Source organism: Rufibacter roseolus, assembly GCF_017916365.1.
GTDB lineage: Bacteria > Bacteroidota > Bacteroidia > Cytophagales > Hymenobacteraceae > Nibribacter > Nibribacter roseolus.
Genome location: NZ_JAFMSU010000003.1, coordinates 880359 through 902415 on the forward strand (window position 1 = coordinate 880359; position 22057 = coordinate 902415).

Annotated in this window: 20 protein-coding genes; 19 read left to right on the top strand and 1 reads right to left on the bottom strand. The window is 54.9% G+C overall.

From position 1 onward, the window contains the following. The first annotated feature begins 51 nt into the window (after window positions 1-51). The 4 genes from J3P35_RS19435 to J3P35_RS19450 all read left to right on the top strand — a co-directional run bounded on the left by J3P35_RS19435 (window position 52) and on the right by J3P35_RS19450 (window position 5534). Window positions 52-2613 carry a putative LPS assembly protein LptD gene (locus J3P35_RS19435; protein ID WP_210466414.1) on the top strand — a complete coding sequence of 854 codons (2562 nt, stop codon included), beginning with the start codon at window positions 52-54 and terminating at the stop codon, window positions 2611-2613. A gap of 216 nt (window positions 2614-2829) precedes the next feature. Then, window positions 2830-3648 (top strand): 3-methyl-2-oxobutanoate hydroxymethyltransferase, encoded by an 819-nt coding sequence (gene panB, locus J3P35_RS19440; protein WP_210466415.1) that lies wholly within the window; start codon window positions 2830-2832, stop codon window positions 3646-3648. Window positions 3649-3747: 99 nt separating this feature from the next. After that, the gene (locus tag J3P35_RS19445) at window positions 3748-4434 is read left to right on the top strand and encodes an RluA family pseudouridine synthase (RefSeq protein ID WP_210466416.1); all 687 of its coding nucleotides are present in this window, start codon (window positions 3748-3750) and stop codon (window positions 4432-4434) included. Between the two features lie 365 nt (window positions 4435-4799). After that, window positions 4800-5534: an acyl-CoA desaturase gene (locus J3P35_RS19450; protein ID WP_210466417.1), complete on the top strand. Its 735-nt coding sequence runs from the start codon at window positions 4800-4802 to the stop codon at window positions 5532-5534. A gap of 36 nt (window positions 5535-5570) precedes the next feature. Here the strand turns inward: J3P35_RS19450 and J3P35_RS19455 are convergent, their stop codons facing one another. After that, window positions 5571-6602: a DUF418 domain-containing protein gene (locus J3P35_RS19455; protein ID WP_210466418.1), complete on the bottom strand. Its 1032-nt coding sequence runs from the start codon at window positions 6600-6602 to the stop codon at window positions 5571-5573. On the opposite strand from J3P35_RS19455, the gene J3P35_RS19460 reads away from it, so the two are divergent. The 15 genes from J3P35_RS19460 (at window position 6597) to nuoH (ending at window position 22047) form a co-directional block, all read left to right on the top strand. Next, window positions 6597-6737: a hypothetical protein gene (locus J3P35_RS19460; protein ID WP_210466419.1), complete on the top strand. Its 141-nt coding sequence runs from the start codon at window positions 6597-6599 to the stop codon at window positions 6735-6737. The genes J3P35_RS19455 and J3P35_RS19460 overlap by 6 nt on opposite strands. 22 nt (window positions 6738-6759) lie before the next feature. Continuing rightward, a complete protein-coding gene (locus J3P35_RS19465; RefSeq protein ID WP_210466420.1) occupies window positions 6760-8400 on the top strand; it encodes a sulfatase-like hydrolase/transferase in 1641 nt (546 codons plus the stop codon). 233 nt (window positions 8401-8633) lie between these two features. Next, window positions 8634-9185, top strand: coding sequence for a 30S ribosomal protein S16 (locus tag J3P35_RS19470; protein ID WP_210466421.1), 552 nt, complete (start codon window positions 8634-8636; stop codon window positions 9183-9185). 11 nt (window positions 9186-9196) lie between these two features. Next, entirely contained in the window at window positions 9197-9790 is a 594-nt protein-coding gene (gene rimM, locus J3P35_RS19475) for a ribosome maturation factor RimM (RefSeq protein WP_210466422.1), read from the top strand. Continuing rightward, window positions 9777-10466: a tRNA (guanosine(37)-N1)-methyltransferase TrmD gene (gene trmD / locus J3P35_RS19480; protein ID WP_210466423.1), complete on the top strand. Its 690-nt coding sequence runs from the start codon at window positions 9777-9779 to the stop codon at window positions 10464-10466. The genes rimM and trmD overlap by 14 nt, the downstream gene beginning before the upstream one ends. An 82-nt stretch (window positions 10467-10548) precedes the next feature. Further along, on the top strand, window positions 10549-10902 hold the full coding sequence (rplS, locus tag J3P35_RS19485; protein WP_123127567.1) for a 50S ribosomal protein L19: 354 nt from the start codon (window positions 10549-10551) through the stop codon (window positions 10900-10902). Window positions 10903-11444: 542 nt separating this feature from the next. Further along, on the top strand, window positions 11445-12416 hold the full coding sequence (locus J3P35_RS19490; RefSeq protein ID WP_210466424.1) for a DUF1259 domain-containing protein: 972 nt from the start codon (window positions 11445-11447) through the stop codon (window positions 12414-12416). Window positions 12417-12815: 399 nt separating this feature from the next. Beyond that, window positions 12816-13247 carry a CBS domain-containing protein gene (locus J3P35_RS19495; RefSeq protein WP_210466425.1) on the top strand — a complete coding sequence of 144 codons (432 nt, stop codon included), beginning with the start codon at window positions 12816-12818 and terminating at the stop codon, window positions 13245-13247. 85 nt (window positions 13248-13332) lie between these two features. Next, window positions 13333-13782: an NADH-quinone oxidoreductase subunit A gene (locus tag J3P35_RS19500; protein WP_210466426.1), complete on the top strand. Its 450-nt coding sequence runs from the start codon at window positions 13333-13335 to the stop codon at window positions 13780-13782. Then, the gene (locus J3P35_RS19505) at window positions 13763-14401 is read left to right on the top strand and encodes an NADH-quinone oxidoreductase subunit B (RefSeq protein WP_210466427.1); all 639 of its coding nucleotides are present in this window, start codon (window positions 13763-13765) and stop codon (window positions 14399-14401) included. The genes J3P35_RS19500 and J3P35_RS19505 overlap by 20 nt, the downstream gene beginning before the upstream one ends. A 137-nt stretch (window positions 14402-14538) precedes the next feature. Next, a complete protein-coding gene (nuoC, locus tag J3P35_RS19510; RefSeq protein WP_210466428.1) occupies window positions 14539-16290 on the top strand; it encodes an NADH-quinone oxidoreductase subunit C/D in 1752 nt (583 codons plus the stop codon). A gap of 325 nt (window positions 16291-16615) precedes the next feature. Beyond that, a complete protein-coding gene (nuoE, locus tag J3P35_RS19515) occupies window positions 16616-17080 on the top strand; it encodes an NADH-quinone oxidoreductase subunit NuoE (RefSeq protein ID WP_210466429.1) in 465 nt (154 codons plus the stop codon). An 18-nt stretch (window positions 17081-17098) separates the two neighbouring features. Beyond that, complete coding sequence (nuoF, locus tag J3P35_RS19520) at window positions 17099-18373, top strand: NADH-quinone oxidoreductase subunit NuoF (protein WP_210466430.1); 1275 nt, start codon at window positions 17099-17101, stop codon at window positions 18371-18373. A 3-nt stretch (window positions 18374-18376) separates the two neighbouring features. Continuing rightward, window positions 18377-21112: an NADH-quinone oxidoreductase subunit NuoG gene (nuoG, locus tag J3P35_RS19525; RefSeq protein ID WP_210466431.1), complete on the top strand. Its 2736-nt coding sequence runs from the start codon at window positions 18377-18379 to the stop codon at window positions 21110-21112. Further along, entirely contained in the window at window positions 21082-22047 is a 966-nt protein-coding gene (gene nuoH, locus J3P35_RS19530) for an NADH-quinone oxidoreductase subunit NuoH (RefSeq protein WP_210466432.1), read from the top strand. The genes nuoG and nuoH overlap by 31 nt, the downstream gene beginning before the upstream one ends. The last annotated feature ends 10 nt before the right edge of the window (window positions 22048-22057 follow it).

Consider the following 22057-nt stretch of genomic DNA (forward strand, 5'->3'; position numbering starts at 1 on the left):
ATTCGTCCTAACCTTAATCGTGCCAATTTAATTCCAAAGGCGGACTCCATTGTGGTCTCCTCTCCTGATACTGCTAACGCCAAAGCCAAAGGTGATATTGAGACCACCATTAATTATAAGGCGAAGGACTCTATCCGCTACGATGCCGTTAGTCAGATCATGCACCTGTACGGCGACGCCCACATTGATTACGGCGAGATCGCCCTGGACGCGGGTTACATCCAGATCAACTGGAAAACCAACCTCATCAACGCCGAAGGGATTTTGGACTCTGCCGGGGTGCTTCAAAACAAGCCTCTTTTCAAAAACGGGGCCGAAAACTACCAGGCCGAGCGCATGGCCTACAACTACAAAACCAAGAAGGGCCGCGTGATTGGCGCCGTTACCACGCAGGGCGAGGGCTATATCCACGCCGAAACCATCAAACGCGACTCCCTGGGCAGCATCTACGGTAGGCACGCCCGCTATACCACCTGTGACCTGGAGCACCCGCACTTCTACATCAAGGCCTCCAAGATGAAGGTGATCCCCAATGACCGCGTGGTGGCCGGGCCTTTTCACCTGGTCTTCGCCGATGTACCCACGCCTATCGGTCTGCCTTTTGGGTTTTTCCCTTCGCCGCGTAAAAGAGGTTCCGGGGTCATCATTCCTACCTTCGGGGAGTCTAACCAGCAGGGCTTCTACCTCCGTGACGGCGGTTTTTACTGGGCCATGAACGAGTACATGGACATGCGCATCACCGGCGATATCTTCTCACTGGGGGGCTACGGCGCGCGGGTGCAGTCTACCTATACCAAACGCTACAAGTTCAGCGGTAACTTCTCCGTGAGCCATACCTATAACAAAGGCTCCGAGAACATTGGCGTGGGCCGGACCACCGATGCCGTCTACAACTATAACACAGACTCCCGCGACATCTGGATCAGCTGGAGCCACCAGCCTATCACGCGACCCGGCAAAGGTCAGTTCTCGGCCAGCGTGAACGCCGGTAGCCAGTTCTATAACCAAAGAAACTCCACCACCGCCCAGAATGCGCTATCACCGGCGTTCAACTCCACTGTTTCATACCGCAAGAGCAGCCCCAACTCGCCTATCAACTACGGCGTAACCATTTCGCAAAGCCAGACCACCAGAACCCAGCGCAATGAAGCCGGCGAGTTGGTTCCGGTGCAGCAGATGAGTTTCACCCTCCCTGATTTCAGCTTCGGGGTGGCGAGCCAGAGCCCCATTGAGTGGTTTGGCGGTACGATGACCGGCCGTTGGATTGAGGGCATCCGGATTGGGTATTCCCTGAATGCGCGCCAGTACGTGACCAACAACATCTCGTCGGGTAACAGCCTGGGCTTCCCTTTCACCACCGCCAGGGTCCGTGACACGGTGATCGCCATCAACGGGTCTAACCTGGCCCAGATTTTCCGGAATGCCCGTACCAGCATCAACCATGACATTCCTATTACCCTTGGAACGGTGAGCCTTTTCAAGCACTTCAAAGTGACGCCGGGCGTGAGCTATAGCGAGAGCTGGTTTACCAAAAAGTACACCTACCGCACCAAGCCCGGGACTAACCTGCTGGAAGCGGATACTTCTAAAGGCCTGCAGCGCACCTACCAATACCAGGGAAGCTTGTCTTTCTCCACCAACCTGTACGGCATTGCGCAGATCAAAGGAAAGAAGATTGAGGCTATCCGGCACACCATCACGCCTAACGTTTCCTATAGCTGGCGCCCTGATTTTGGAAGGGAGGAATACGGCTTCTACCAGCGGGTACAGCGCGACAGTCTGGGTAACACGCAGCTGCTGTCCCGGTTCCAGGGGTTGGAAGGCAACGTACCGGGTCCGGGCCTCACCAGCGCTCTCTCTTTCTCCATCAGCAACAACGTAGAGATGAAAGTGAAGACCGACAGCGCGGGCGTGTACAAAAAAGTGAGTTTGATTGACGCCTTCAACCTCTCCGGGTCCTACAACATGGCCGCCGATTCTTTCAAGCTCTCAAACATCAACGTGAACATGTCTACGAAGCTGTTCAACAACGTAGGCGTGACGGTCTCGGGGAGCTTTGACCCTTACCAGTACATCAACGGGGTGAGAAGAAACATCTACCTGGCGCAAGGCGGCGGTTTCAGGCTGGCTCGCCTCATGAACCTGAACTTCAACACCGGGTTTGAGTTTAACCAGCAGGCCCGCAAGCAACAGGCCGCCTCGGGGGCCGCGCCGCCCACCAACCTGCCGGCCCTGCAGCGCACCGTTACCGCCGCAGATTACGTGGAGTTCAATATTCCCTGGACGCTCTCCGTGGACCTGACCTCCAACTTCACCCGCGATAACCTCACCGACAAACTGGTGAACAACGCCACCTCGGCGGGCATCAACGGTTCCGTGACCCTCACCGATAAATGGGCCGTGAACTACACCACCAGCTATGACCTGAAGAACAAGATCCTGAGTTACACCAACATCGGGATTGTACGGGACCTTCACTGCTGGCAGATGTCTATAGACTGGGTACCGTTTGGAGTACTGCAGCGCTACTCCATCAACATCAACGCCAAGTCTGCCCTGCTGCAGGACCTGCGCATCCGGCGCAGCAGCAGCGCCACCGGAAGACCTTACTAAGCTAAAAACAGAGCGGCCATCTTCTTCAAGATGGCCGCTCTGTTTTTAAGCCATTTCCCTTAAATCTGCCTTAAAACACACCTAAGCCTGGGAAACAAACGTATTAAACTGGTACACTTCACCCTAGTTCACCGGCAAAGAATTTCTGGTTTTTTATTCCTGATTCCTAATTCCCCACTCCTTACCTTTGCCCAGGCTAACACCCCCAATTCTATTATGTCGGTTCAGAAACGCGAGGTAAAAATAGTTACCACCCACCAGCTGCAAAGCATGAAAGAACGTGGCGAGAAAATCTCCATGCTCACTGCTTATGATTTCTCCATGGCCACCTTACTGGATGCCGCCGGAACAGATGTTTTATTGGTAGGTGATTCTGCCTCCAACGTGATGGCTGGCCACGAGACCACGCTGCCCATTACCCTGGACCAGATGATCTATCATGCCTCCTCAGTGGTGCGGGGCGTGAAACGCGCGTTTGTGGTGGTAGACCTGCCGTTCGGTTCTTACCAGGGAAACTCCTCAGAGGCCCTGCGTTCCGCCATCCGGATCATGAAAGAATCCGGTGCCCACGGCGTGAAGCTGGAAGGCGGCGAGGAAATCAAAGATTCCATTACGCGTATCCTCAGCGCCGGCGTGCCGGTCATGGGGCACTTAGGATTGACGCCACAGTCCATCTATAAATTCGGGACGTACTCTGTGCGCGCCAAGGAAGAGGCCGAGGCCGAGAAGCTCCTCTCCGATGCCCGTCTGCTGCAGGAACTGGGTTGTTTTGCCATTGTGCTGGAGAAAATACCGTCTGCGCTGGCCAAACGCGTAGCCAATGAACTCCATATCCCCATCATCGGGATCGGGGCCGGGCCACACGTAGACGGTCAGGTACTGGTAATTCATGATTTATTGGGCATCACTAAGGAATTCAAACCCCGTTTCCTGCGCCGCTACGCCGAGCTCCACGAGATCATCACCGGCGCCGTGAGCAACTACATCCAGGACGTAAAATCCCTCAACTTTCCCACCGAAGAAGAAGCTTATTGATTTAATTGTTGATTGCTGATTGTTGTCTCCTGAAAAACAATCAGCAATCAACAATTTTCCGTTTTCGGCCCCATTTCCTAAAAACACCTTTAAAACCGAATGCCTGCCCCCTTCAAGCTAGACGTACTTTTTGAAGACAACCATCTGCTGGTGGTGAACAAACCTAGCGGGGTACTGGTGCAGGGCGATGAAACCGGTGATGTGCCGCTCTCTGAACTGGCGAAGGAATACATCAAAGAGAAATACCAGAAACCGGGCAACGTGTTCATTGGCGTGGTGCACCGCCTGGACCGGCCGGTGAGCGGCGTAGTCCTGCTGGCTAAAACCTCCAAAGCCCTCACCCGCCTGAACGAGCAGTTCAAAACCCGCAAGACGGAGAAGATCTACTGGGCCATCACGCAGCGTGCGCCTCACCCTGAGGCCGGCACCCTAGTGCATTGGCTCATCAAAGACGCGGAACGCAACACCACCAAAGCCCTCACAAGTGAAAAGCCGGGCAGCCAACGCGCCGAACTAAGTTATTCTTTGCTTAAAGGTACTAATGGCAAATACCTGGTAGAAGTACGGCCCGTCACCGGTCGGCCGCACCAGATACGGGTGCAGTTGGCCTCGCTCAAATGCCCCATCCTGGGCGATCTCAGATACGGAGCCCCGGAGCCGCTGCCAAACAAAAGCATCGCGTTGCACGCGCAGGAACTGGGTTTTGAGCACCCCATCCTGAAAACCTGGGTATCGGTAAAGGCTCCTCTTCCCCGCATCCCGGCCTGGCAACCTTTCCAACCTTAGATTCATCTGGCTACAGCCCTCTTTTAAATTCTGGCGCAGTTACTTATTTTGCCCATGCAGAAGCTAGCTATGAAAGGCCGTGCGGTTTCTGATTCGGTGCCGAAGCGATTTTCAGCCGTTTTTGGGAAAATGGCCCTAAAACAAAATAGACTAAAGGCAAACTTCAATCTATAACCTGCTTACAGGCTCTTGGCTGGAGAATGGGGAGAGTTAAAAGATGATTCTTGTCACTTTTGCGCAAAATACAGGTTTGTCTTTGCAGCGTTTAAAACTTGCGTTGTAGCTTTGTGAACTTATTTACGGCGGGGCTGTTCTCATACTGCCCGCCGGTGTTAGGCGTAAACTATTAATTGCAATCACCCAGCATGATCATCATCCTCTTTTTTGTAGCCCATTGGTACCTGTCGCTGTTTGTGCAGACCTTCTACCTCCACCGCTACGCCGCGCATAAAATGTTTACCATGAATGCGTTTTGGGAGAAGTTCTTTTTCCTTTTCACCTACATCAGCCAGGGCTCGTCTTTCCTGTCGCCCAGGGCATACGCTATTCTGCACCGGATGCACCACGCCTTCTCAGACACGGCCCGTGACCCGCATTCGCCGCACTTTTCCAGCAATGCCTTCACCATGATGTGGAAGACCAAGAACATCTACAACGATGTACTGAAGAACCGGGTGGAACCAGAGTTGCGCTTTGACGGCAATTACCCGGTTTGGCGCCTGGTGGAGAACATTGGTGACCACTGGGGTTCCCGTCTGGCCTGGGGTACGTTCTACGTGTTATTTTATATAAAATTCGCCGATTTCTGGTGGATGTACCTGCTGCTACCATTGCACTTCCTGATGGGACCTCTGCACGGTGCCATTGTGAACTGGAGCGGCCACAAATACGGCTACCAGAATTTTGACAACAACGACAAATCAAGAAACTCGCTTTTCTTTGATTTCTTAACCGGCGGGGAGTTATTCCAGAACAACCACCACAAATTGCCAAACCGCGTGAATTTCGGGGTGAAATGGTGGGAAGTGGACCCAACCTACCCTATCATCTGGACCTTGGACAAAGTGGGTATCATTAAATTGAAAAAAGCTACTGCTTAACCGCAGCTTCTATAAAAGCAGAAAGGCGTCTCCCGATCAGGAGGCGCCTTTCTGCTTTTTACCGGCTATGCGTCTTAGTAGCCATTCCACAGGACCTTGTTTATACCGTTTCAGACACCAGACCGAAAAACCTAACTGAAGTGCTATTATTATAACATATAGCAGCACGCACTGCCAGGGCTCCAGTTTATTGAACAAGCCCAATCCGTACCCATAGAAAAGCAGGCTGAACAGCAGGTTTTGGGTTAAGTAGTGCGTGAGGGTGAGTTTTCCTAGCAATCTCATGGAAGATAGGAAGCGTTGCAGTATGGAAGTATGCCAAAGCAAAACAGGTAAAGAAGCCAGGGTAATAACAGTGGCATAGAAATAGATTCCCAGGCACAACTCTTTCAGCCAAAGCGTTTCATTTGCTTCTCCCCGCCATCCGGCCAGTTGCACCAGAATGGCTACTCCTATGGCTAAGGCCAAGTGCCCCAGAAATACCCTCAGGAGCCAAGCCGGGGAAGTTAACCGCGAGATACTGTTACTCTTGACAAAGGCGAAGCCCATCAGCATAAAGGCAAAAATCCGGCTATAGAAGAGAAGGGCTGCCCAGGTAAATACGCTTTGCAAATACTCCTGCACCCGGAAAAACATTAGTTCTGAAAAGGTACCCGTCTCATAAGCGGCCAAGCTCTCTTCGGAGACTTGCTTTTGGGGCATTTCCCACAAATCGCCCATAAAACTAAACAGCAGCAGAAAAGAGCCCAGGATTACCAAAGGCTTGGCGCCCCAATTCCGGAGCAGTAACAAAAGACAACCCATGAACACATATTGCACCAAGACATCGCCTTCCCAGATAAAAATTACCTGCAACGCGCCCAGGAGAAACAGTCCGGCTAACCGGCGCAGGAAGAAGCCTGGGCCTTGGGCGGGTAACCCCAACGCAGCAGATGCCCCGAACACGAAGGAAAAGATGGGGTAGAATTTGCTTCTCACCAACACCATCAAGGCAAGTAGCAGGAAGTGGTTCAACCCATGCCCGTACCGGCTGGCATACTCCGCAAAAAAGGCGTTTGACGTATGCATGGTGAAAATATTCTCCAGGCATATTCCCAGCAGCGCAAAGCCACGCATGACGTCTATCTGATCTACACGGCCGGGGAGCCTATCCGCCGGATTGGCAGATTGAACGAGTTCCATTACCTTCGGTTCCTGATTTAAGAGAGCAAGTTACGGGAAATACATGAGGCCACGCTTTTTAAGGCACACTCCTTTTATTCTATTCTGCGCGTTGGCATTGTTTGTCCTGCTGATAGAGATGCGGCCCGGCCGGTTCTACTTCATCACCACATTCCTGCTTTTTCAGGATAGCCTCATGCACCTGCTGCTGTACCTGGTGTTGTTTGCGTTTTCAGTGGCAAGCCTTCTGCTCCTGCTTTTCAACCGAAGCAAAATCCTTTATCGGGTTACCCTGGCGCATCTCCTCCCCTGCCTGCTTATAAGTCTCACCTACCGGTTTATCACGGGCTACAACTTCATGTACTCAGATGCGGTGCTGGCCTGGAACAATCTACCGCTTCTGGATACCGCCCTTCAGAATTACGGAGGGCAGGCTGCCCTTGCTTTTTTAGCTACCATTCTAGTGATTATAGCCATTAATTGGCTGAGAAAGAAAGCAGCGTGGCGGTCAGCATCCTGGACGGCTTGTTTCCTGCCATTGGCTGCCATTGCGGCTTTTACCATGATCAAAAGAACCACTGGTGTGGTGGATGATTTTCCGGCGCTCTATCGGGTTCCACTGACGGTGATTGCGGTCGTGACAGACCAACTGCCGCAACCCCTACGAACCCCAGTACCCGTCCCTCCGGAAAGCGCCGGCGTGCCGCACCTCTTCCTGATTGTGGACGAGAGTATCACCGCCACTGAGCTGACTTTGCATCAGCCGGAACTTAAGACTACGCCTTTCCTTTATTCCGTCCGGCGTCAATTACTAGACTTTGGGGTGGCCAGTTCAACCACAAACCAGAGCGCCGGCTCCAACATTGCTTTGATGAGTGGCACCCGGCCTACGGAACTTCCAGACACAGCGTACCGCACTTTTTCCCGCACCAATATTTTTCAATTCGCTCAAAAGGCGGGCTATATCACCTATTACATAGATGCGCAGTTGGGCGGCGATGTGCTGCAGAACTTCATGAGCCCCGAGGACCTAAAATACATTGACCACATGGAACGGCCCGCTTTTACCCATCCCCAAGCTCCATACTATGACCGGGACATGCTGGTGGCAGACCAGTTAGCGCACTTGGCTAAATCCCCGAAAAAGGTATTCGCCTACGTAGTCAAAGCTGGTGCCCACTGGCCGTATGCCCGCACCTATCCAGCAGACTCTACGTTTTTCAAACCGGTGCTCTCGCCGCGCAGTATCTACAAAGACCAGGCACGTACCCTGAATACGTATCACAACTCCCTCCGCTGGACGGTAGACCAGTTCTGGCGCAAGCTCATGGGCACCATCTCCCCCCAGGACAGCACCGTCATCTTCTACACCTCAGACCACGGCCAGAACCTGGCGCAATCAGGAATCAGTATCACGCATGCCTCGGTGCAGGAGACTTCGCCGCAGGAGGCCGCCGTGCCCTTGTGGATCTGGGACCCCGGTAAACTTACCGGCATCCCGTCCTCCCCAAAGCCGCGGTGGGGCTACAGCCACTTTCATGTTTTCCCGGCCTTGCTCCGGCTCCAGGGTTTTTCTCCAAATTGGGTGCAGAAACAGTACGGCCCTTCTTTTTGGGACGATTCTGCAAATTCAGCCTCAAAACGATTCTTCCTGGCCGGAGACCTGTTCGGCCGGGGACCGCACAGCCTGGTACCGTTCAGGTAAGAATACCCTTTTGAGAGCGAGCCATGTTTCTGGCCAGTTTTTCATAAATCAGCCTCAAAACGCCTCAACTATCGCCCATCTTCAGATCTTCAAATCCACAAATCTCCAAATCCAACGCCATTCCAAAAGGCCACATTCTCAAATCTTTAAATCAATAGTAGCAGTTTCAAAATTATTGCCGTACATTTGCACCCCAATGCCGGACGGGATCCGGCGCTTTAACAAAGTTTACTATGGCTGTTAAAATCAGACTGGCCCGCAGAGGCCGCAAAAAAGCTGCAATGTACGATATCGTAGTTGCAGACGCTCGTGCACCACGTGATGGTCGCTTCATCGAGAAATTGGGTACTTACAACCCACAGACAAACCCTGCCACTATCAACTTCAACGAAGACAAAGCGTTGGATTGGGTATTGAAAGGCGCTCAACCAACTGACACTGTGAAAGCCATGCTTTCTTACACCGGTGTTATGTTCAGAAAGCACTTACAGATTGGTGTATTGAAAGGTGCCGTGACGCAAGAGCAGGCTGATGCCCGCTATGCAGAGTGGAAAGCCGGTAAAGAAGCCAAAATCAGCGGTAAAGTAGAGAAATTAGGAAGCGACAAAGCTGCTCAGAGAAAAGCTGCTTTGGAGGCCGAAGCCAAAGTGAACGCTGCCCGTGTTGAGGCTCAGCAAAGAAGAGCTGCTGAAGCTGCTGCTGCCAATGCTCCGGCTGCTGAAGGCGATGCCGAAGGTGCTGAAGACGCTCCTGCTGCTGACGCTACAGAAGAAGCTCAAGCTTAATTTTACTAGCCATGACGTTAGACGCATGCTTCCAGTTGGGGTATATTGTTCGCACGCATGGCACCAAAGGCCAGGTGGTCGCGTTTTTTGACGTTGACTTTCCGGAAGAGTACGATGAATTGGAATCAGTTTTCCTGTTGATTAACGGGAAACTGGTTCCTTTTTTCATTGATGACCTCAATCCACAGGACAAAGGCAAAAGCATTCTCAAGTTTGAGGATGTGAACACCGTGGCCGATGCCGAGAAACTCAAAGGCGTAGCCCTCTACCTTCCCCTGAACCAGTTGCCCGACCTGGAAGAAGATCAGTTCTACTTCCATGAGGTGATTGGCTATACGGTGATAGATGAGCAGTTAGGCGAACTGGGTACCGTGCAGACCTTCTTTGACCTGCCCAACCAAGACCTGCTGGCCATGGACTACCAGGGTCACGAGGTGCTCATCCCGGTTCAGGACGAGATCATCCTGCGCACCAGCAAAGAGGAACGCAAGATCTACGTGAGCCTGCCTGAGGGCCTGCTGGAAGTGTACACCCAACCCTCTAACCGCCAATTGGAAGAACCGCCCCTGGAAGGCGAGGAAGACGAAGACGATGACGCGGTTTGATATCATTACCTGCCAGCCCCACCTGCTCACCGGCCCCTTTGACCACTCTATTCTAAAAAGAGCCCAGGACAAAGGTCTGGTGGAAGTACACCTGCACGACCTGCGCAAATACGCCATCAACAAGCACGGCCAGATTGACGACTACGCCTTTGGTGGAGGCGCCGGCATGGTACTGATGGTGGAACCTATTGCCAAGTGCATAAGGGAACTGCAGGCCCAGCGCACCTATAATGCGGTGATCTACATGACCCCAGACGGCCAGACGCTGAACCAGCCCATGGCCAACCGGTTGTCTCTGCTGCAGAACGTCATCATCCTGTGCGGCCACTACAAAGGCGTGGACCAGCGCGTGCGCGATCTGTTTGTGACCCACGAGATCAGCATAGGCGATTATGTGCTCTCTGGCGGGGAACTGGCTGCCGCGGTATTGGCAGATTCGCTTATCAGGTTAATACCCGGTGTGTTGAATGACGAGAGCAGCGCGCTCTCAGACTCTTTCCAGGACAATCTCCTGGCTCCTCCGGTGTACTCCCGTCCCGCTGATTTTGAGGGACATACCGTGCCAGAAATCCTGCTGTCTGGCAATACTCCCAAAGTAGAGGAGTGGCGGTTTGAGCAGGCCGTGCAGCGCACCCGCCAACTAAGGCCTGATTTGCTGCATGATGAAAAAAATTAGTACTTGTTGATTTACAATTAGAAAAATAACGTCTATATTTGCACTCCGAATTTTGCAGATAAAAAGACACTATATTATAGTCATGAGCGATTTAATTAAATTAGTAGAGCAGGAATACACAGAGAAGCGTGCTTCAATTCCTACTTTTGCTGCTGGCGACACAGTGAATATTCACGTGAAGATCCGTGAAGGTAACAAAGAGCGTATCCAGCAATTCCAAGGCGTGGTTTTGCAGCGCAGAAACTCCGGTGCCAGCGAGACTTTCACTGTAAGAAAAGTGTCTAACCAAATCGGAACCGAGCGTATTTTCCCGCTTCTTTCTCCAAACATCGAGAAAATTGAGGTAATCCGCAGAGGTAAAGTCAGAAGAGCCCGTCTGTTCTACCTGAGAGGTCTTTCTGGTAAAGCCGCCCGTATCAAAGAAAAAAGAAGCTAAGACCTTACGGTTTAGTTTTCACATACTATCAGTGCTGAAAAGCCGATCTCACCCGAGATCGGCTTTTTTGTTGCCTTTTGGTGACTGCAGATGTCTTAGTTAGGGTATTCCTTGAAACTGTCTCTGCTTCCTTGGTCTGTCCCCCACCAGACCAAACCACAAACTTGGAAAAGAGTCCCTACTGGGTTGGTCTGTCGGGGGACAGTCCAAGGGAAGAGCCCTTTGACATAGTCCGCTCATTCAATCGGCCTTACCCTTGTTCAGCTCACCTTCCGGGAATTCCCCTCTTGGGAGGGGAAGGGGTGGGTTGTTTATGCTTAGCAACCACCTTCTCTCCGCAAGTAACCCCTATCCTCCGTTTTAAGCCCGATCCTCGGGAAACAGGTCTGAAATGTCAACTTCCCATTTTCCACTATTTAGCTACCCCATTTCAGGTCAGAAGGAAACAAACAAATTCCAGCGGCATATTCCTAACTGTTTGTAAATTGCTCTGACAGTGGCTCCAGCGGCTCTGTGGCTTTCCTGCATAAACCGTTAGTCCTATGAATAGACGCAATGCCTTACAGGCCACTGCCCTTCTGGGTACCGCCTCCGCCTTCGGATTACTGGACCTGCAAGCCTCGCCGGCACCCAAGAAAACGCCCCCGCTCTCCCCTGCTGAGATATCGGCCATAGAGAGCGCTTTGGGTAAGAAAGGAACCTACAAGGAAGACGAGGCTACCCACACCACCGGCCTTCCCCGCAATGATTTGAAAGTTAAAGTCAAAGGCGAAGCCGTACCCATCCCCTTCGGTTTCGGTGGCTGGGCGTCCATCAAGAAAACCGTGGATGGAAAAACGGCCATGCTCATGAGCGACACGGTGCTGCTGCAGGAAGAGGTGAATCCGCTCATCTCAGCGGCCCACGCCAACGGGCTGGAGGTAAGCGCCATCCACAACCACTTCTTCTACGAGGAGCCCCGCATCTATTACATGCACCTGCATGGCATGGGCAGCCCGGCTGACCTTGCCAAAAAGTTTGCGGCCACCATCAGCCAAAGCAAAATAGCGCCAACGAACCAGCCACCGCAAGCTGCTACCGCTGGCCCCACCGGAAAAGAGAACTTTGATATTCCGGCCTTAGACGCCATTGTGAAATATACTGGCACTGTGAACGGACCTACCTATAAATACACCGTGGGCCGCTCAGATCTGAGGGTGATGGCCATGGGGGCCGAGATGACGCCTTCCATTGGGTTGAACTCCTGGGCCTCCTTTGCCGGCACCAAAGAGCGCGCGCACATTGCCGGCGACATTGCCATGCTGCAGCACGAGGTCAACCCGGTGATCGCCGCGCTCCGGCGAAGCAACCTGGAGGTGGTAGCTGTGCACAACCACATGCTAGGCGACGACCCGCACATGATCTTCCTGCACTATTACGGTCAGGGTCCCGCAACTATCCTGGCCCAGGGCTTTAGGGCAGCCCTGCATGAGTTAGGTAGGTCGGGTAAGGCCATGAACCATGCCAAACACTAGCTTCTGAAGAAAAGGGGCGACTGGCAATCCCTAGGAAAGAGGCTTTAGAAGGCTGAACGACTAAAAACGGAAACTAGGCTGCCTATTCCCGCCTTGGAGTCTAAGAACTTTTGGCTCAACAGGGACTGCAACAAAAAGACAATACCTTAATTAGCAGAATTTTATACCAAAAAAAGCAAAAATACTGCTGCCAGATTGATGATCTGGTAAACACCCTTGTCTTATACTGAAAAGCAGTTCACTCTTAATTACAAATTCTCATTTCGGCAAAAAAATGAAGAAAAATAATGTAATTATTAAAATAAATATTATATTTCTCCTATCTTATAGATCCTTGGCAAAAACCACAATCATTCCCCTTTACACATTATAGAAATCTCTTGCGGAGGAAGAGGCAAAATGGGTAAGGTCAGAAACATTTTAGCAAACAAGGGGCACGCTATCTACTCGATAGGACCCGACGACACCGTGTACCAGGCACTGGAGCTCATGTGCGAGAAAAACCTGGGAGCCCTCCTGATTATAGACCGGGGAAGATTTACCGGTATTTTTACTGAACGTGATTACGCCCGCAAGGTGATTCTGAAGGGGAAAGCCTCCAAAGAGACCTTGGTAAGCGAAATCATGAGCGAACGCCCCATCACCGTTACCCCAGACACCCCTATAGAGGAATGCATGAAACTGATGACCCAAAGCTACATCCGGCACCTTCCGGTTCTGGAAAACGGGGAATTGGTGGGCTTGATCTCTATTGGGGACGTGGTAAAGTACATCATTGACGAGCAGAAATTCATTATAGAGAACCTGGAGCATTACATAACCGGTCACTAACGGCTCTTGCCGGCAGTGCGTGCTTGTGAACCTTTCCTAACTGCGGTAAACCAGAATCCAAACGATTCCCTGGAGGGGATGCGCTTTGACCAATTCTACCCAAACAACCCTGCTCTGGCCCTTGTTGGTCTACGCGGCCATTGTGCTCAGCCTGGCGGGCATCATCCTCACCATTTCCCATTTCCTGGGCGGTCGGCACAACGAGCGTGCCACCGCCGAGCCCTATGAAGGCGGCATCATCAGCACGGGTACGGCGCGCCTACGCTTCTCCTCGCAATTCTACCTCATCGCCATGCTCTTCGTCATCTTTGACGTGGAGACCATTTTCATTGTCTCATGGGCCATCGCATTCCAGGAACTCGGCTGGTACGGGTATTTCGGGGTGCTGGCGTTTATCGTGCTGTTGGTGGTGGTGCTCATCTATGAATGGCGCAACGGGGCCCTGGACTTTGGTCCGGACGGCAGGAAGATTCTACAGGCTTATAAGAAAATCACCCTAAAAGAAGAGACCCGGCATGAAGTGGTGGCTAAGTAGACCAGAACAACCCACGGGCGCCGTGAAGGGCACGGGCTCCTACGAGGAAACCATGCAGCAGAGCATCATGCTCAGTTCCATGCAAAGCCTGTTGGCCTGGGGCCGTCGCAATTCCATGTGGCCGTTCCATTTCGGGCTGTCCTGCTGCTTTGTGGAAATGGCCACCAGCATGACCCCCAAATACGACCTGGCCCGTTTCGGGGCCGAGGTAATCCGGGGCACGCCCCGCGAGGCCGATGTCATGATCATCGCCGGCACGGTCTTCATCAAGATGGCCCCCATTATCCAGCGCCTGTACGAGCAGATGATGGAACCCCGCTGGGTCATCTCCATGGGGTCCTGCGCTAATTCGGGCGGCATGTACGACATCTACAGCGTGGTACAGGGCGTGGACAAATTTCTGCCCGTGGACCTGTACGTGCCCGGCTGCCCTCCCCGCCCCGATGCCTTCATGGAAGGCTTGGTGCTGCTGTCAGAATCGGTGGGGAAAGAGAAGCGGCCGCTGAGCTGGAGCGTGGGCGAACAGGGCATCATCCGGCCAGATAAAACCGAGGTAAAGGCGCGCAAAGTGGAATACCGCCGGCAAATGACCGATTTTCGGTCTCCGGATGAGATATAAATCAGAATACCTTCAAGTAGGATTCAAGACATCAGGATAAACCCAATAGCAAGTGGAACCCCGTCAGTGTAGAGGAATGAAATAGGTACGCAAGGAAAAGGATATGCCCCTGAATGGGGGTACAAAACTCCTGTACAATGGATAGCAACGGCAACCTTCTGGCGCAACTGCAATCCCGTTTCGGTGAGGGCACCTTCACCGTACAGACCACCAAGGATGAGATCCTCACCCTCTGGATGCCCGTGGGCCAGGCCAAGGAGATCCTGCATCACCTCAAGAAAGAAATCCCGCAGCCTTTCCCTTTCCTCTACGACCTCTGCGCCCTGGATGAACGCACCCGCAACCGTGCCACAAACCACGTCCCCCACGCCGATTTCACCATCGTCTACCACCTGTTCTCCTACGCGCGGAACCAATTCATCCGGCTGAAGATAGGCTTGTTTGGGGAGTATCCTTCCCTGCCCAGCATCACCGGGTTGTGGGCCAACGCCAACTGGTATGAGCGGGAAATCTATGACCTGTTTGGGATCAAGTTCGAAGGGCACCCGCACCTGTCGCGCATTCTCATGCCGCGCACCTGGGAGGGCCACCCACTGCGCAAAGAGCACCCGGCCCGGGCCACGGAGATGGGACCTTTCCGGCTGTGGGACGAGAAACAGGACCGGGAGCAGGAGGCCTTGAAGTTCAAGCCCGAGGAATGGGGCATGGCGCGCCAGAGCGAAGACAGTGATTTCATGTTCCTCAACATCGGGCCGCAACACCCGGGCACCCACGGCGTTCTGCGCATCATTCTGCAACTGGACGGCGAAGACATTGTGGATGCGGTGCCCGAGATCGGGTTCCACCACCGCGGGGCCGAGAAGATGGGCGAGCGGCAATCGTGGCACACCTATATCCCTTACACAGACCGGGTGGATTACCTGGGCGGCGTCATGAACAACCTGGCGTACCTGCTGGCGGTGGAGAAACTGGCGGGCATTGAGGTACCCGAGCGGGTGAAGGTGATCAGGGTGATGATGTGCGAGTTCTTCCGGATAGCCAGTCACCTGGTATGGTACGGAACCTTCGCGCAGGACCTGGGCCAGCTTTCGCCGGTGTTCTACATGTTCTCTGACCGGGAGAAAGTCTTCGAGGTGGTGGAGGCTGTCTGTGGCGGGCGCATGCACCCCAACTGGTTCCGCATCGGCGGCGTGGCGCAGGATCTGCCCAAGGGCTGGGAAACGCTGGTGCAGGGTTTTCTGGACTATTTTCCCAAAAGGCTCAAAGAATACGACAGCATGGTGCTCAAGAACAGCCTGTTCAAAGCGCGCACCGTGGGTATCGGGATCTTCACCGCCGAGGAAGCCATTGAATGGGGCGTGACCGGGGCCAACCTGCGGGCTTGTGGTATGAACTGGGACTTCCGGAAAACGCGGCCTTACTCGGGCTACGAGCTATTTGACTTCGAGGTGCCCACCGGCCAGAACGGCGACTGCTACGACCGGGCGCTGGTGCGGGTGGCCGAGATGCGCCAAAGCCTGCGCATCATAGAGCAGTGCCTCAAGAACATGCCCGCCGGTCCGTTCAAAGCCGACCACCCTTTGACCACACCGCCCATTAAGAAACACACCATGCAGGATATCGAGACGCTCATCACGCACTTCCTGAACGTGAGTTGGGGACCGGTGATCCCGGCGGGTGAGGCCATGAGCTGCATTGAGGCCACCAAAGGCGCCAACAGCTATTACCTCACCTCAGACGGGAACACCTCGGCCTACCGCGTCCGCATCCGCACGCCCTCCTTCCCCCACATGCAGATGCTGCCCTACATCACCCGCGGCTACACCGTGGCCGACCTGCTCTCCATCCTCGGCGCCATGGACTACGTGCTCGCGGATATTGACCGGTGAGGAATGAGTGAATGAGTGGTTGAGTGAATGAGAGAAAATGCAATAGCCCTCTGGCAAAAGCGCTGCTGATTGACTTTGGTTTTAAGGCCGATTTTAAGGAACAGCCCTAAAACAACCCAGCAGGAAAACCGCAGCAAGCCGAAGGGATTCAAAATACAGTGAATGTCCGCCTGAGTTCTCTGTTTTTAGGCTGGTTTCTGGAAAACAGGCCTGAAACAGGGAACATCAGGTGAGTTTACTCAGGACGAAAACATCGACTTAAGCTATAGAACAGCGGGGCTGCTGCCTTGCTGAGGAAAACCACCAGAACCAAACCCAAGAACAGATGCTGACCACGGAGGAAATCGCGCAGATTGAACATGAGATTAGCCTGGTGCCGCAGAAGAAGGCGGCCTGCATTGAGGCCCTGAAAGTTGTGCAGCAGCACCGCGGCTGGGTCTCGGACGAAAGTCTGAAGGACACGGCCACCATGCTGGGCATGTCGGCGGAGGAGCTGGACAGTGTAGCCACGTTCTACAACCTCATTTTCCGGCAGCCGGTGGGCCGCCACGTGATCCTGCTCTGCGACAGCATCAGTTGCTGGGTCATGGGCTACGAGCAGATACGGGACTACCTGATGCAGAAACTGCAGATCACCTACGGCGAGACCACCCCCGATGGCCGCTTCACGCTCCTGCCAAACGTCTGCCTGGGCACCTGCGACCGCGCTCCCGCCCTCATGATTGATGACCACCTGTACCAGAACGTGACCATTGAGGAGTTAGACGTCATCCTGCACCACCACCGATAAACCGCCCCGGCAAAGTCCATGGAAAGACCCTTGACCAAACACATCCACCCGGATAGAGAACCCCTCAGCCTGCAGGAGTACGAGCACGTGGGCGGCTACCAGGCGGTCCGGAAAGCCCTGCTAGAGCTCTCGCCCGAGGCGGTGGTGACGCTGGTGAAAGACTCCAACCTGCGGGGCCGCGGCGGGGCCGGGTTCAACACCGGGCTCAAATGGAGTTTCGTGCCCATGGGCCCGGACGTACCGAGGCCCAAATACCTGGTGGCCAACGCCGATGAAATGGAGCCTGGCACCTTTAAAGACCGCCTGCTGCTGGAAGGCAATCCGCACCAACTCATTGAGGGCATGATCCTGGCCTCCTACGCTATTGGGGCGGACATCTCCTACGTGTTCCTACGCTGGGCCTACAAAAAGGCGGCGCAAGGGATTGTCAGGGCCATTCAGGAAGCGTACGCGGCCGGTTACCTGGGGCAGAACATTTTAGGAACTGAGTTCAGCCTGGAGATGCACCTGCACACCGGGGTGGGCCGCTACATGTGCGGAGAGGAAACCGCCCTGCTCAACGCCCTGGAGGGCAAACGGGCCATGCCACGGGCCAAGCCGCCGTTTCCGCAGGTGAGCGGACTGTACGGCAAACCCACCATCGTAAACAACGTGGAGACCCTTTGCTGCCTGCCCCACATCGTGAACAACGGCCCCGAATGGTTCAAGAGCCTGAGCCGCACGCAGGATGCCGGCACCAAAATCTACGGCGTGAGCGGCAAGGTGAAACGGCCTGGTGCCTGGGAACTGCCCATGGGCGTGACCATCCGGGAACTGGTGGAAGAATACGCTGGCGGCATGCTGGACGGCTACAGGTTCAAGGGGGCCTTACCTGGTGGCGCCTCCACCGATTTTCTGGTAGAGCAGCACCTGGACACGCCCATGGATTACACCTCCATCGCGGCGGCGGGCAGCCGTATGGGCACCGGCACCATGATCATCCTGGACGACCAGACCTGCCCCGTGGGTTTCGTACACAACCTCCAGCATTTCTTCGCGCAGGAGTCCTGCGGTTTCTGTACGCCCTGCCGTGAGGGCTTGCCCTGGGTAGAGAAAGTCCTGCTCTCCATTGACCGCGGCGAGGGTCGGCCCGAAGACATGAACATCCTGGATTTCCATACCAAATACCTTGGTCCGGGCAACACCTTTTGCGCCCTTGCCCCCGGTGCCATGGAACCACTGCAGAGCGCCCTGAAATACTTCAGGGAGGATTTTGAACGCCACATCCACGATCACCAATGTCCCTGGAAGTAACCCATGCCCACCATCTACATAGACAACGTGCCCTACGAGGTAAAGCCCGGCAAAAACCTGCTGGAGGCCTGCCTGAGTTTAGGCAAAGACCTGCCCTATTTCTGCTGGCACCCGGCCATGGGATCGGTGGGGGCTTGCCGCCAGTGCGCCGTCAAAGTCTTCAAAGACGAAACAGATACCAGAGGCCGATTGATCATGTCCTGCATGGAACCGGTGCGCGACCAAATGCGCCTCTCCATTGAAGAACCTGAAGCGAAGGAGTTCCGCGAGCACGTGATTGAGTGGCTCATGACCAATCACCCGCACGATTGCGCCGTCTGCGACGAAGGCGGTTCCTGCCACCTGCAGGACATGACCGTGATGACGGGCCACGCTTACCGCCGCTTCCAGTTCAAGAAACGCACCTACCAGAACCAGTACCTGGGCCCGTTCCTGAACCACGAGATGAATCGCTGCATTCAGTGCTACCGCTGCGTGCGCTACTATAAAGATTATGCCGGCGGCAAAGACCTGGACGTGTTCGGAGCGCATAACCACGTGTATTTCGGACGGGCCGAAGACGGGACATTAGAAAGCGAATTCAGCGGCAACCTGGCCGAAGTCTGCCCCACCGGCGTCTTCACCGACAAAACCCTGAAACAGCACTACACCCGCAAATGGGACCTCACCATGGCCCCCTCCATCTGCCACCACTGCAGCCTGGGCTGCAACATCACCGCCGGCGAACGCTACGGCTCTTTGCGGCAGATCGTGAACCGCTACAACGGCGAGGTGAACGGCTACTTCCTCTGCGACCGCGGCCGGTTTGGCTACGAGTTCGTGAATAGTCCGGCCCGGGTGAAGAAAGCCCTGGTGCGGAGCAAACTGCCCGAAGCAGTTTCCCGCCAGGAGGCTTTGCAGGAGGTGACCGCGCAACTCAAGAACGCCCGCGTCATTGGCATCGGCTCGCCGCGGGCTTCGCTGGAGTCTAACTTCGCGTTGAAGGCGCTGGTGGGCGAGGACAATTTCCACAGCGGGGTCTCAGACACGGACTATGACTTGGTGAACATGAGCCTGCGGATTCTGCAGTCCTCGCCGGCACGCACCTTCAGCCTGCGGGAAGTGGAGAAAGCCGATGCCGTGTTCATCCTGGGCGAGGACCTGATCAACACCGCTCCCCTGCTGGGTTTGGCCGTGCGGCAATCGGTACGGCAGCAGCCCATGGAAACGGTGATGCAGGCCAGTATCCCTTACTGGCAGGATGCCGCCGCCCGCGAACTGGTGCAGGACCAGCACGGACCTCTTTTCATGGCCACGCTCACCGCCACCAAACTGGACGAGATCGCCACCGCTAAGGTTCACGCTAGCCCAGATACCATCGCCCGCCTGGGTTTTGCCGTGGCCAACCTGATCAGCGCCGAGTCGCCGGAGGTGACGCATTTCTCCGAGGAAGAGCAGGCTTTGGCGGAACAGATCGCGCAGGCTTTGGTGAAAGCGAAGAAACCTTTGATCATCTCGGGTTGCTCCAGCGGCAGCGAAGCCGTACTGGAGGCGGTGTCCAACCTTACCGCGGCCTTACAAGCCCAAAACCCAGAAACCGGCATCGTGCTCACCGTACCCGAGTGCAACAGCATGGGCCTGGCGATGCTGGGCGGCCACCGGCTGGATTCTGCCTTTGCCGCCATCCATAACAACTACGCCGAGGCGGTCATCATCCTGGAAAACAACCTGCATCGCTGCGCTGATAAAGCGGAGGTAGACCGGTTCCTGGGCAAAGCCAAACAGGTCATCGTGCTGGACCATCTGCACCACGCCACTTCTGAGCAAGCCCACATCGTGCTGCCCGCCGGCGCCTTCTCTGAGGCAGACGGCACTTTGGTGAACAACGAGGGTCGGGCCCAGCGCTTTTACCAGGTCCACCCCACCGCAGATGACATCCAGGAAAGCTGGCGCTGGCTTGCGCAAATAGGCCAGGCCCTGCACGTGCCCCTGATGAACCAGTGGGAAAACCTGGATGACGTTACCCGCGCGCTCATGGAAAACGAGCCCAGGTTCAAAGGTCTGGAGGCCATTGCTCCGCCCGCCGGTTTCCGGATTGCGGGCCAGAAAGTACCCCGGGAGACCCATCGGTTCAGCGGCCGCACCGCCATGTTCGCCCACCACAGCGTGAGCGAACCCAAACCACCCGAGGACCCCGATGGACCGCTTTCCTATACCATGGAGGGTTACCGGGGGCAACCACCCTCACCCATCACGCCTTTCTTCTGGGCGCCCGGCTGGAACTCCATGCAGTCGGTGAACAAGTACCAGGACGAAGTGGGCGGCCACCTCCGGTACGGCGATCCGGGCGTGCGGCTCATAGAACCCGGGCAGAACGGCACCACCCGCTTTTACCATGATGTGCCCGAGGATTTCCAGCCGCTGAAAGACCACTTGTTCGTGCTGCCGCTGCCCCACATTTTCGGGTCTGAGGAGCTGAGCAGTTTTTCGTCCGGCATTGCCGAAAGGGCCCCAAAACCCTATGTGACCCTAAGCCCGCAAGACGCGCAGATGTATAGGCTGGAAGCCGGGGAGCTCCTCAGTTTCACGTTGAACCACCAGACCTTCCGGTTGCCGGTGAAACTGTATCCTGAGCTCGCTCCGGGCACCGCAGGTTTACCCAAAGGTCTGCCCGATGTTCCTTTTGCTGAAGTACCCGCCTGGGCCATCATCCTTAAACAAGAACCGGCATGGAAGAATCAACCTCACACTATCTCCTGATCATTGGAGGCGTGCTGTTCGCGCTGCTGAACGTAGCGGCGGGGCTCATCTGGGTGGAACGCCGGATGCTGGCCCTCTGGCAAGACCGCTACGGCCCTAACCGCGCAGGACCCTTCGGGCTGTTCATCGTGCTCGCCGATACTCTGAAACTGTTATTCAAGGAAGACTGGATTCCGCCTTTGGCCGATAAGGTGGTGTTTGTGATTGCGCCGGCCATTGTGCTGGTGACGGTGCTGCTGGGTTTTGTGGTGGTGCCGTTTGCGCCCGGCATTGTGGTGGCCGATCTCAACATCGGGATTCTGTTTTTTCTGGCCATGTCGTCTATGGGCGCATACAGCATCATTCTGGGCGGCTGGGCTTCTAACAACAAGTACTCGCTGCTGGGCGCTATGCGCGGCGCGGCCCAGATGATTTCCTACGAGGTGTTCATGGGGCTGGCCCTGATGGGCGTGGTGCTGTTGACCGGCACTTTCAACCTGACCACTATTGTGGAAGCTCAGCGCGACCTCTGGTTTTTCATTCCGCAGATCCTGGGGTTTGTCATCTTCTTCATCGCCGGGGTGGCCGAGACGCACCGCCTGCCCTTTGACATCCCGGAGTCGGAGAGCGAGCTGGTGGCGGGGTTCCATTCGGAATACTCGGGCATGAAGTTCGGGATGTTCTTTATCGGGGAGTACCTGGGCATTACGCTCATCTCCTGCATGGTGGTGACCCTGTACTTCGGGGGATGGCTGGGGCCGGGTTTTCTGCCGCCGCTGTTTTGGTTCGCCATCAAGGTGTTCGCCTTCATCAGCCTGTTCATCCTGCTGCGCGCCTCGCTCCCCCGCCCCCGCTACGACCAACTCATGGAATACGGCTGGAAGATCCTGCTTCCGCTTTCCCTGATAAACCTGCTGGTGACGGCGGCCATTGTTTTAATGCAAAATGAGTCTTAACGCATAAATC

Bases quoted from the DNA above. Each gene is read 5' to 3' on its own strand.
- panB (WP_210466415.1), top strand. From the start codon at position 2,830: ATGTCGGTTCAGAAACGCGAGGTAAAAATAGTTACCACCCACCAGCTG.
- J3P35_RS19445 (WP_210466416.1), top strand. From the start codon at position 3,748: ATGCCTGCCCCCTTCAAGCTAGACGTACTTTTTGAAGACAACCATCTG.
- J3P35_RS19450 (WP_210466417.1), top strand. From the start codon at position 4,800: ATGATCATCATCCTCTTTTTTGTAGCCCATTGGTACCTGTCGCTGTTT.
- J3P35_RS19460 (WP_210466419.1), top strand. From the start codon at position 6,597: ATGCATGGTGAAAATATTCTCCAGGCATATTCCCAGCAGCGCAAAGCC.
- J3P35_RS19455 (WP_210466418.1), bottom strand. From the start codon at position 6,602: ATGCATACGTCAAACGCCTTTTTTGCGGAGTATGCCAGCCGGTACGGG.
- J3P35_RS19465 (WP_210466420.1), top strand. From the start codon at position 6,760: ATGAGGCCACGCTTTTTAAGGCACACTCCTTTTATTCTATTCTGCGCG.
- J3P35_RS19470 (WP_210466421.1), top strand. From the start codon at position 8,634: ATGGCTGTTAAAATCAGACTGGCCCGCAGAGGCCGCAAAAAAGCTGCA.
- rimM (WP_210466422.1), top strand. From the start codon at position 9,197: ATGACGTTAGACGCATGCTTCCAGTTGGGGTATATTGTTCGCACGCAT.
- trmD (WP_210466423.1), top strand. From the start codon at position 9,777: ATGACGCGGTTTGATATCATTACCTGCCAGCCCCACCTGCTCACCGGC.
- rplS (WP_123127567.1), top strand. From the start codon at position 10,549: ATGAGCGATTTAATTAAATTAGTAGAGCAGGAATACACAGAGAAGCGT.
- J3P35_RS19490 (WP_210466424.1), top strand. From the start codon at position 11,445: ATGAATAGACGCAATGCCTTACAGGCCACTGCCCTTCTGGGTACCGCC.
- J3P35_RS19495 (WP_210466425.1), top strand. From the start codon at position 12,816: ATGGGTAAGGTCAGAAACATTTTAGCAAACAAGGGGCACGCTATCTAC.
- J3P35_RS19505 (WP_210466427.1), top strand. From the start codon at position 13,763: ATGAAGTGGTGGCTAAGTAGACCAGAACAACCCACGGGCGCCGTGAAG.
- nuoC (WP_210466428.1), top strand. From the start codon at position 14,539: ATGGATAGCAACGGCAACCTTCTGGCGCAACTGCAATCCCGTTTCGGT.
- nuoE (WP_210466429.1), top strand. From the start codon at position 16,616: ATGCTGACCACGGAGGAAATCGCGCAGATTGAACATGAGATTAGCCTG.
- nuoF (WP_210466430.1), top strand. From the start codon at position 17,099: ATGGAAAGACCCTTGACCAAACACATCCACCCGGATAGAGAACCCCTC.
- nuoG (WP_210466431.1), top strand. From the start codon at position 18,377: ATGCCCACCATCTACATAGACAACGTGCCCTACGAGGTAAAGCCCGGC.
- nuoH (WP_210466432.1), top strand. From the start codon at position 21,082: ATGGAAGAATCAACCTCACACTATCTCCTGATCATTGGAGGCGTGCTG.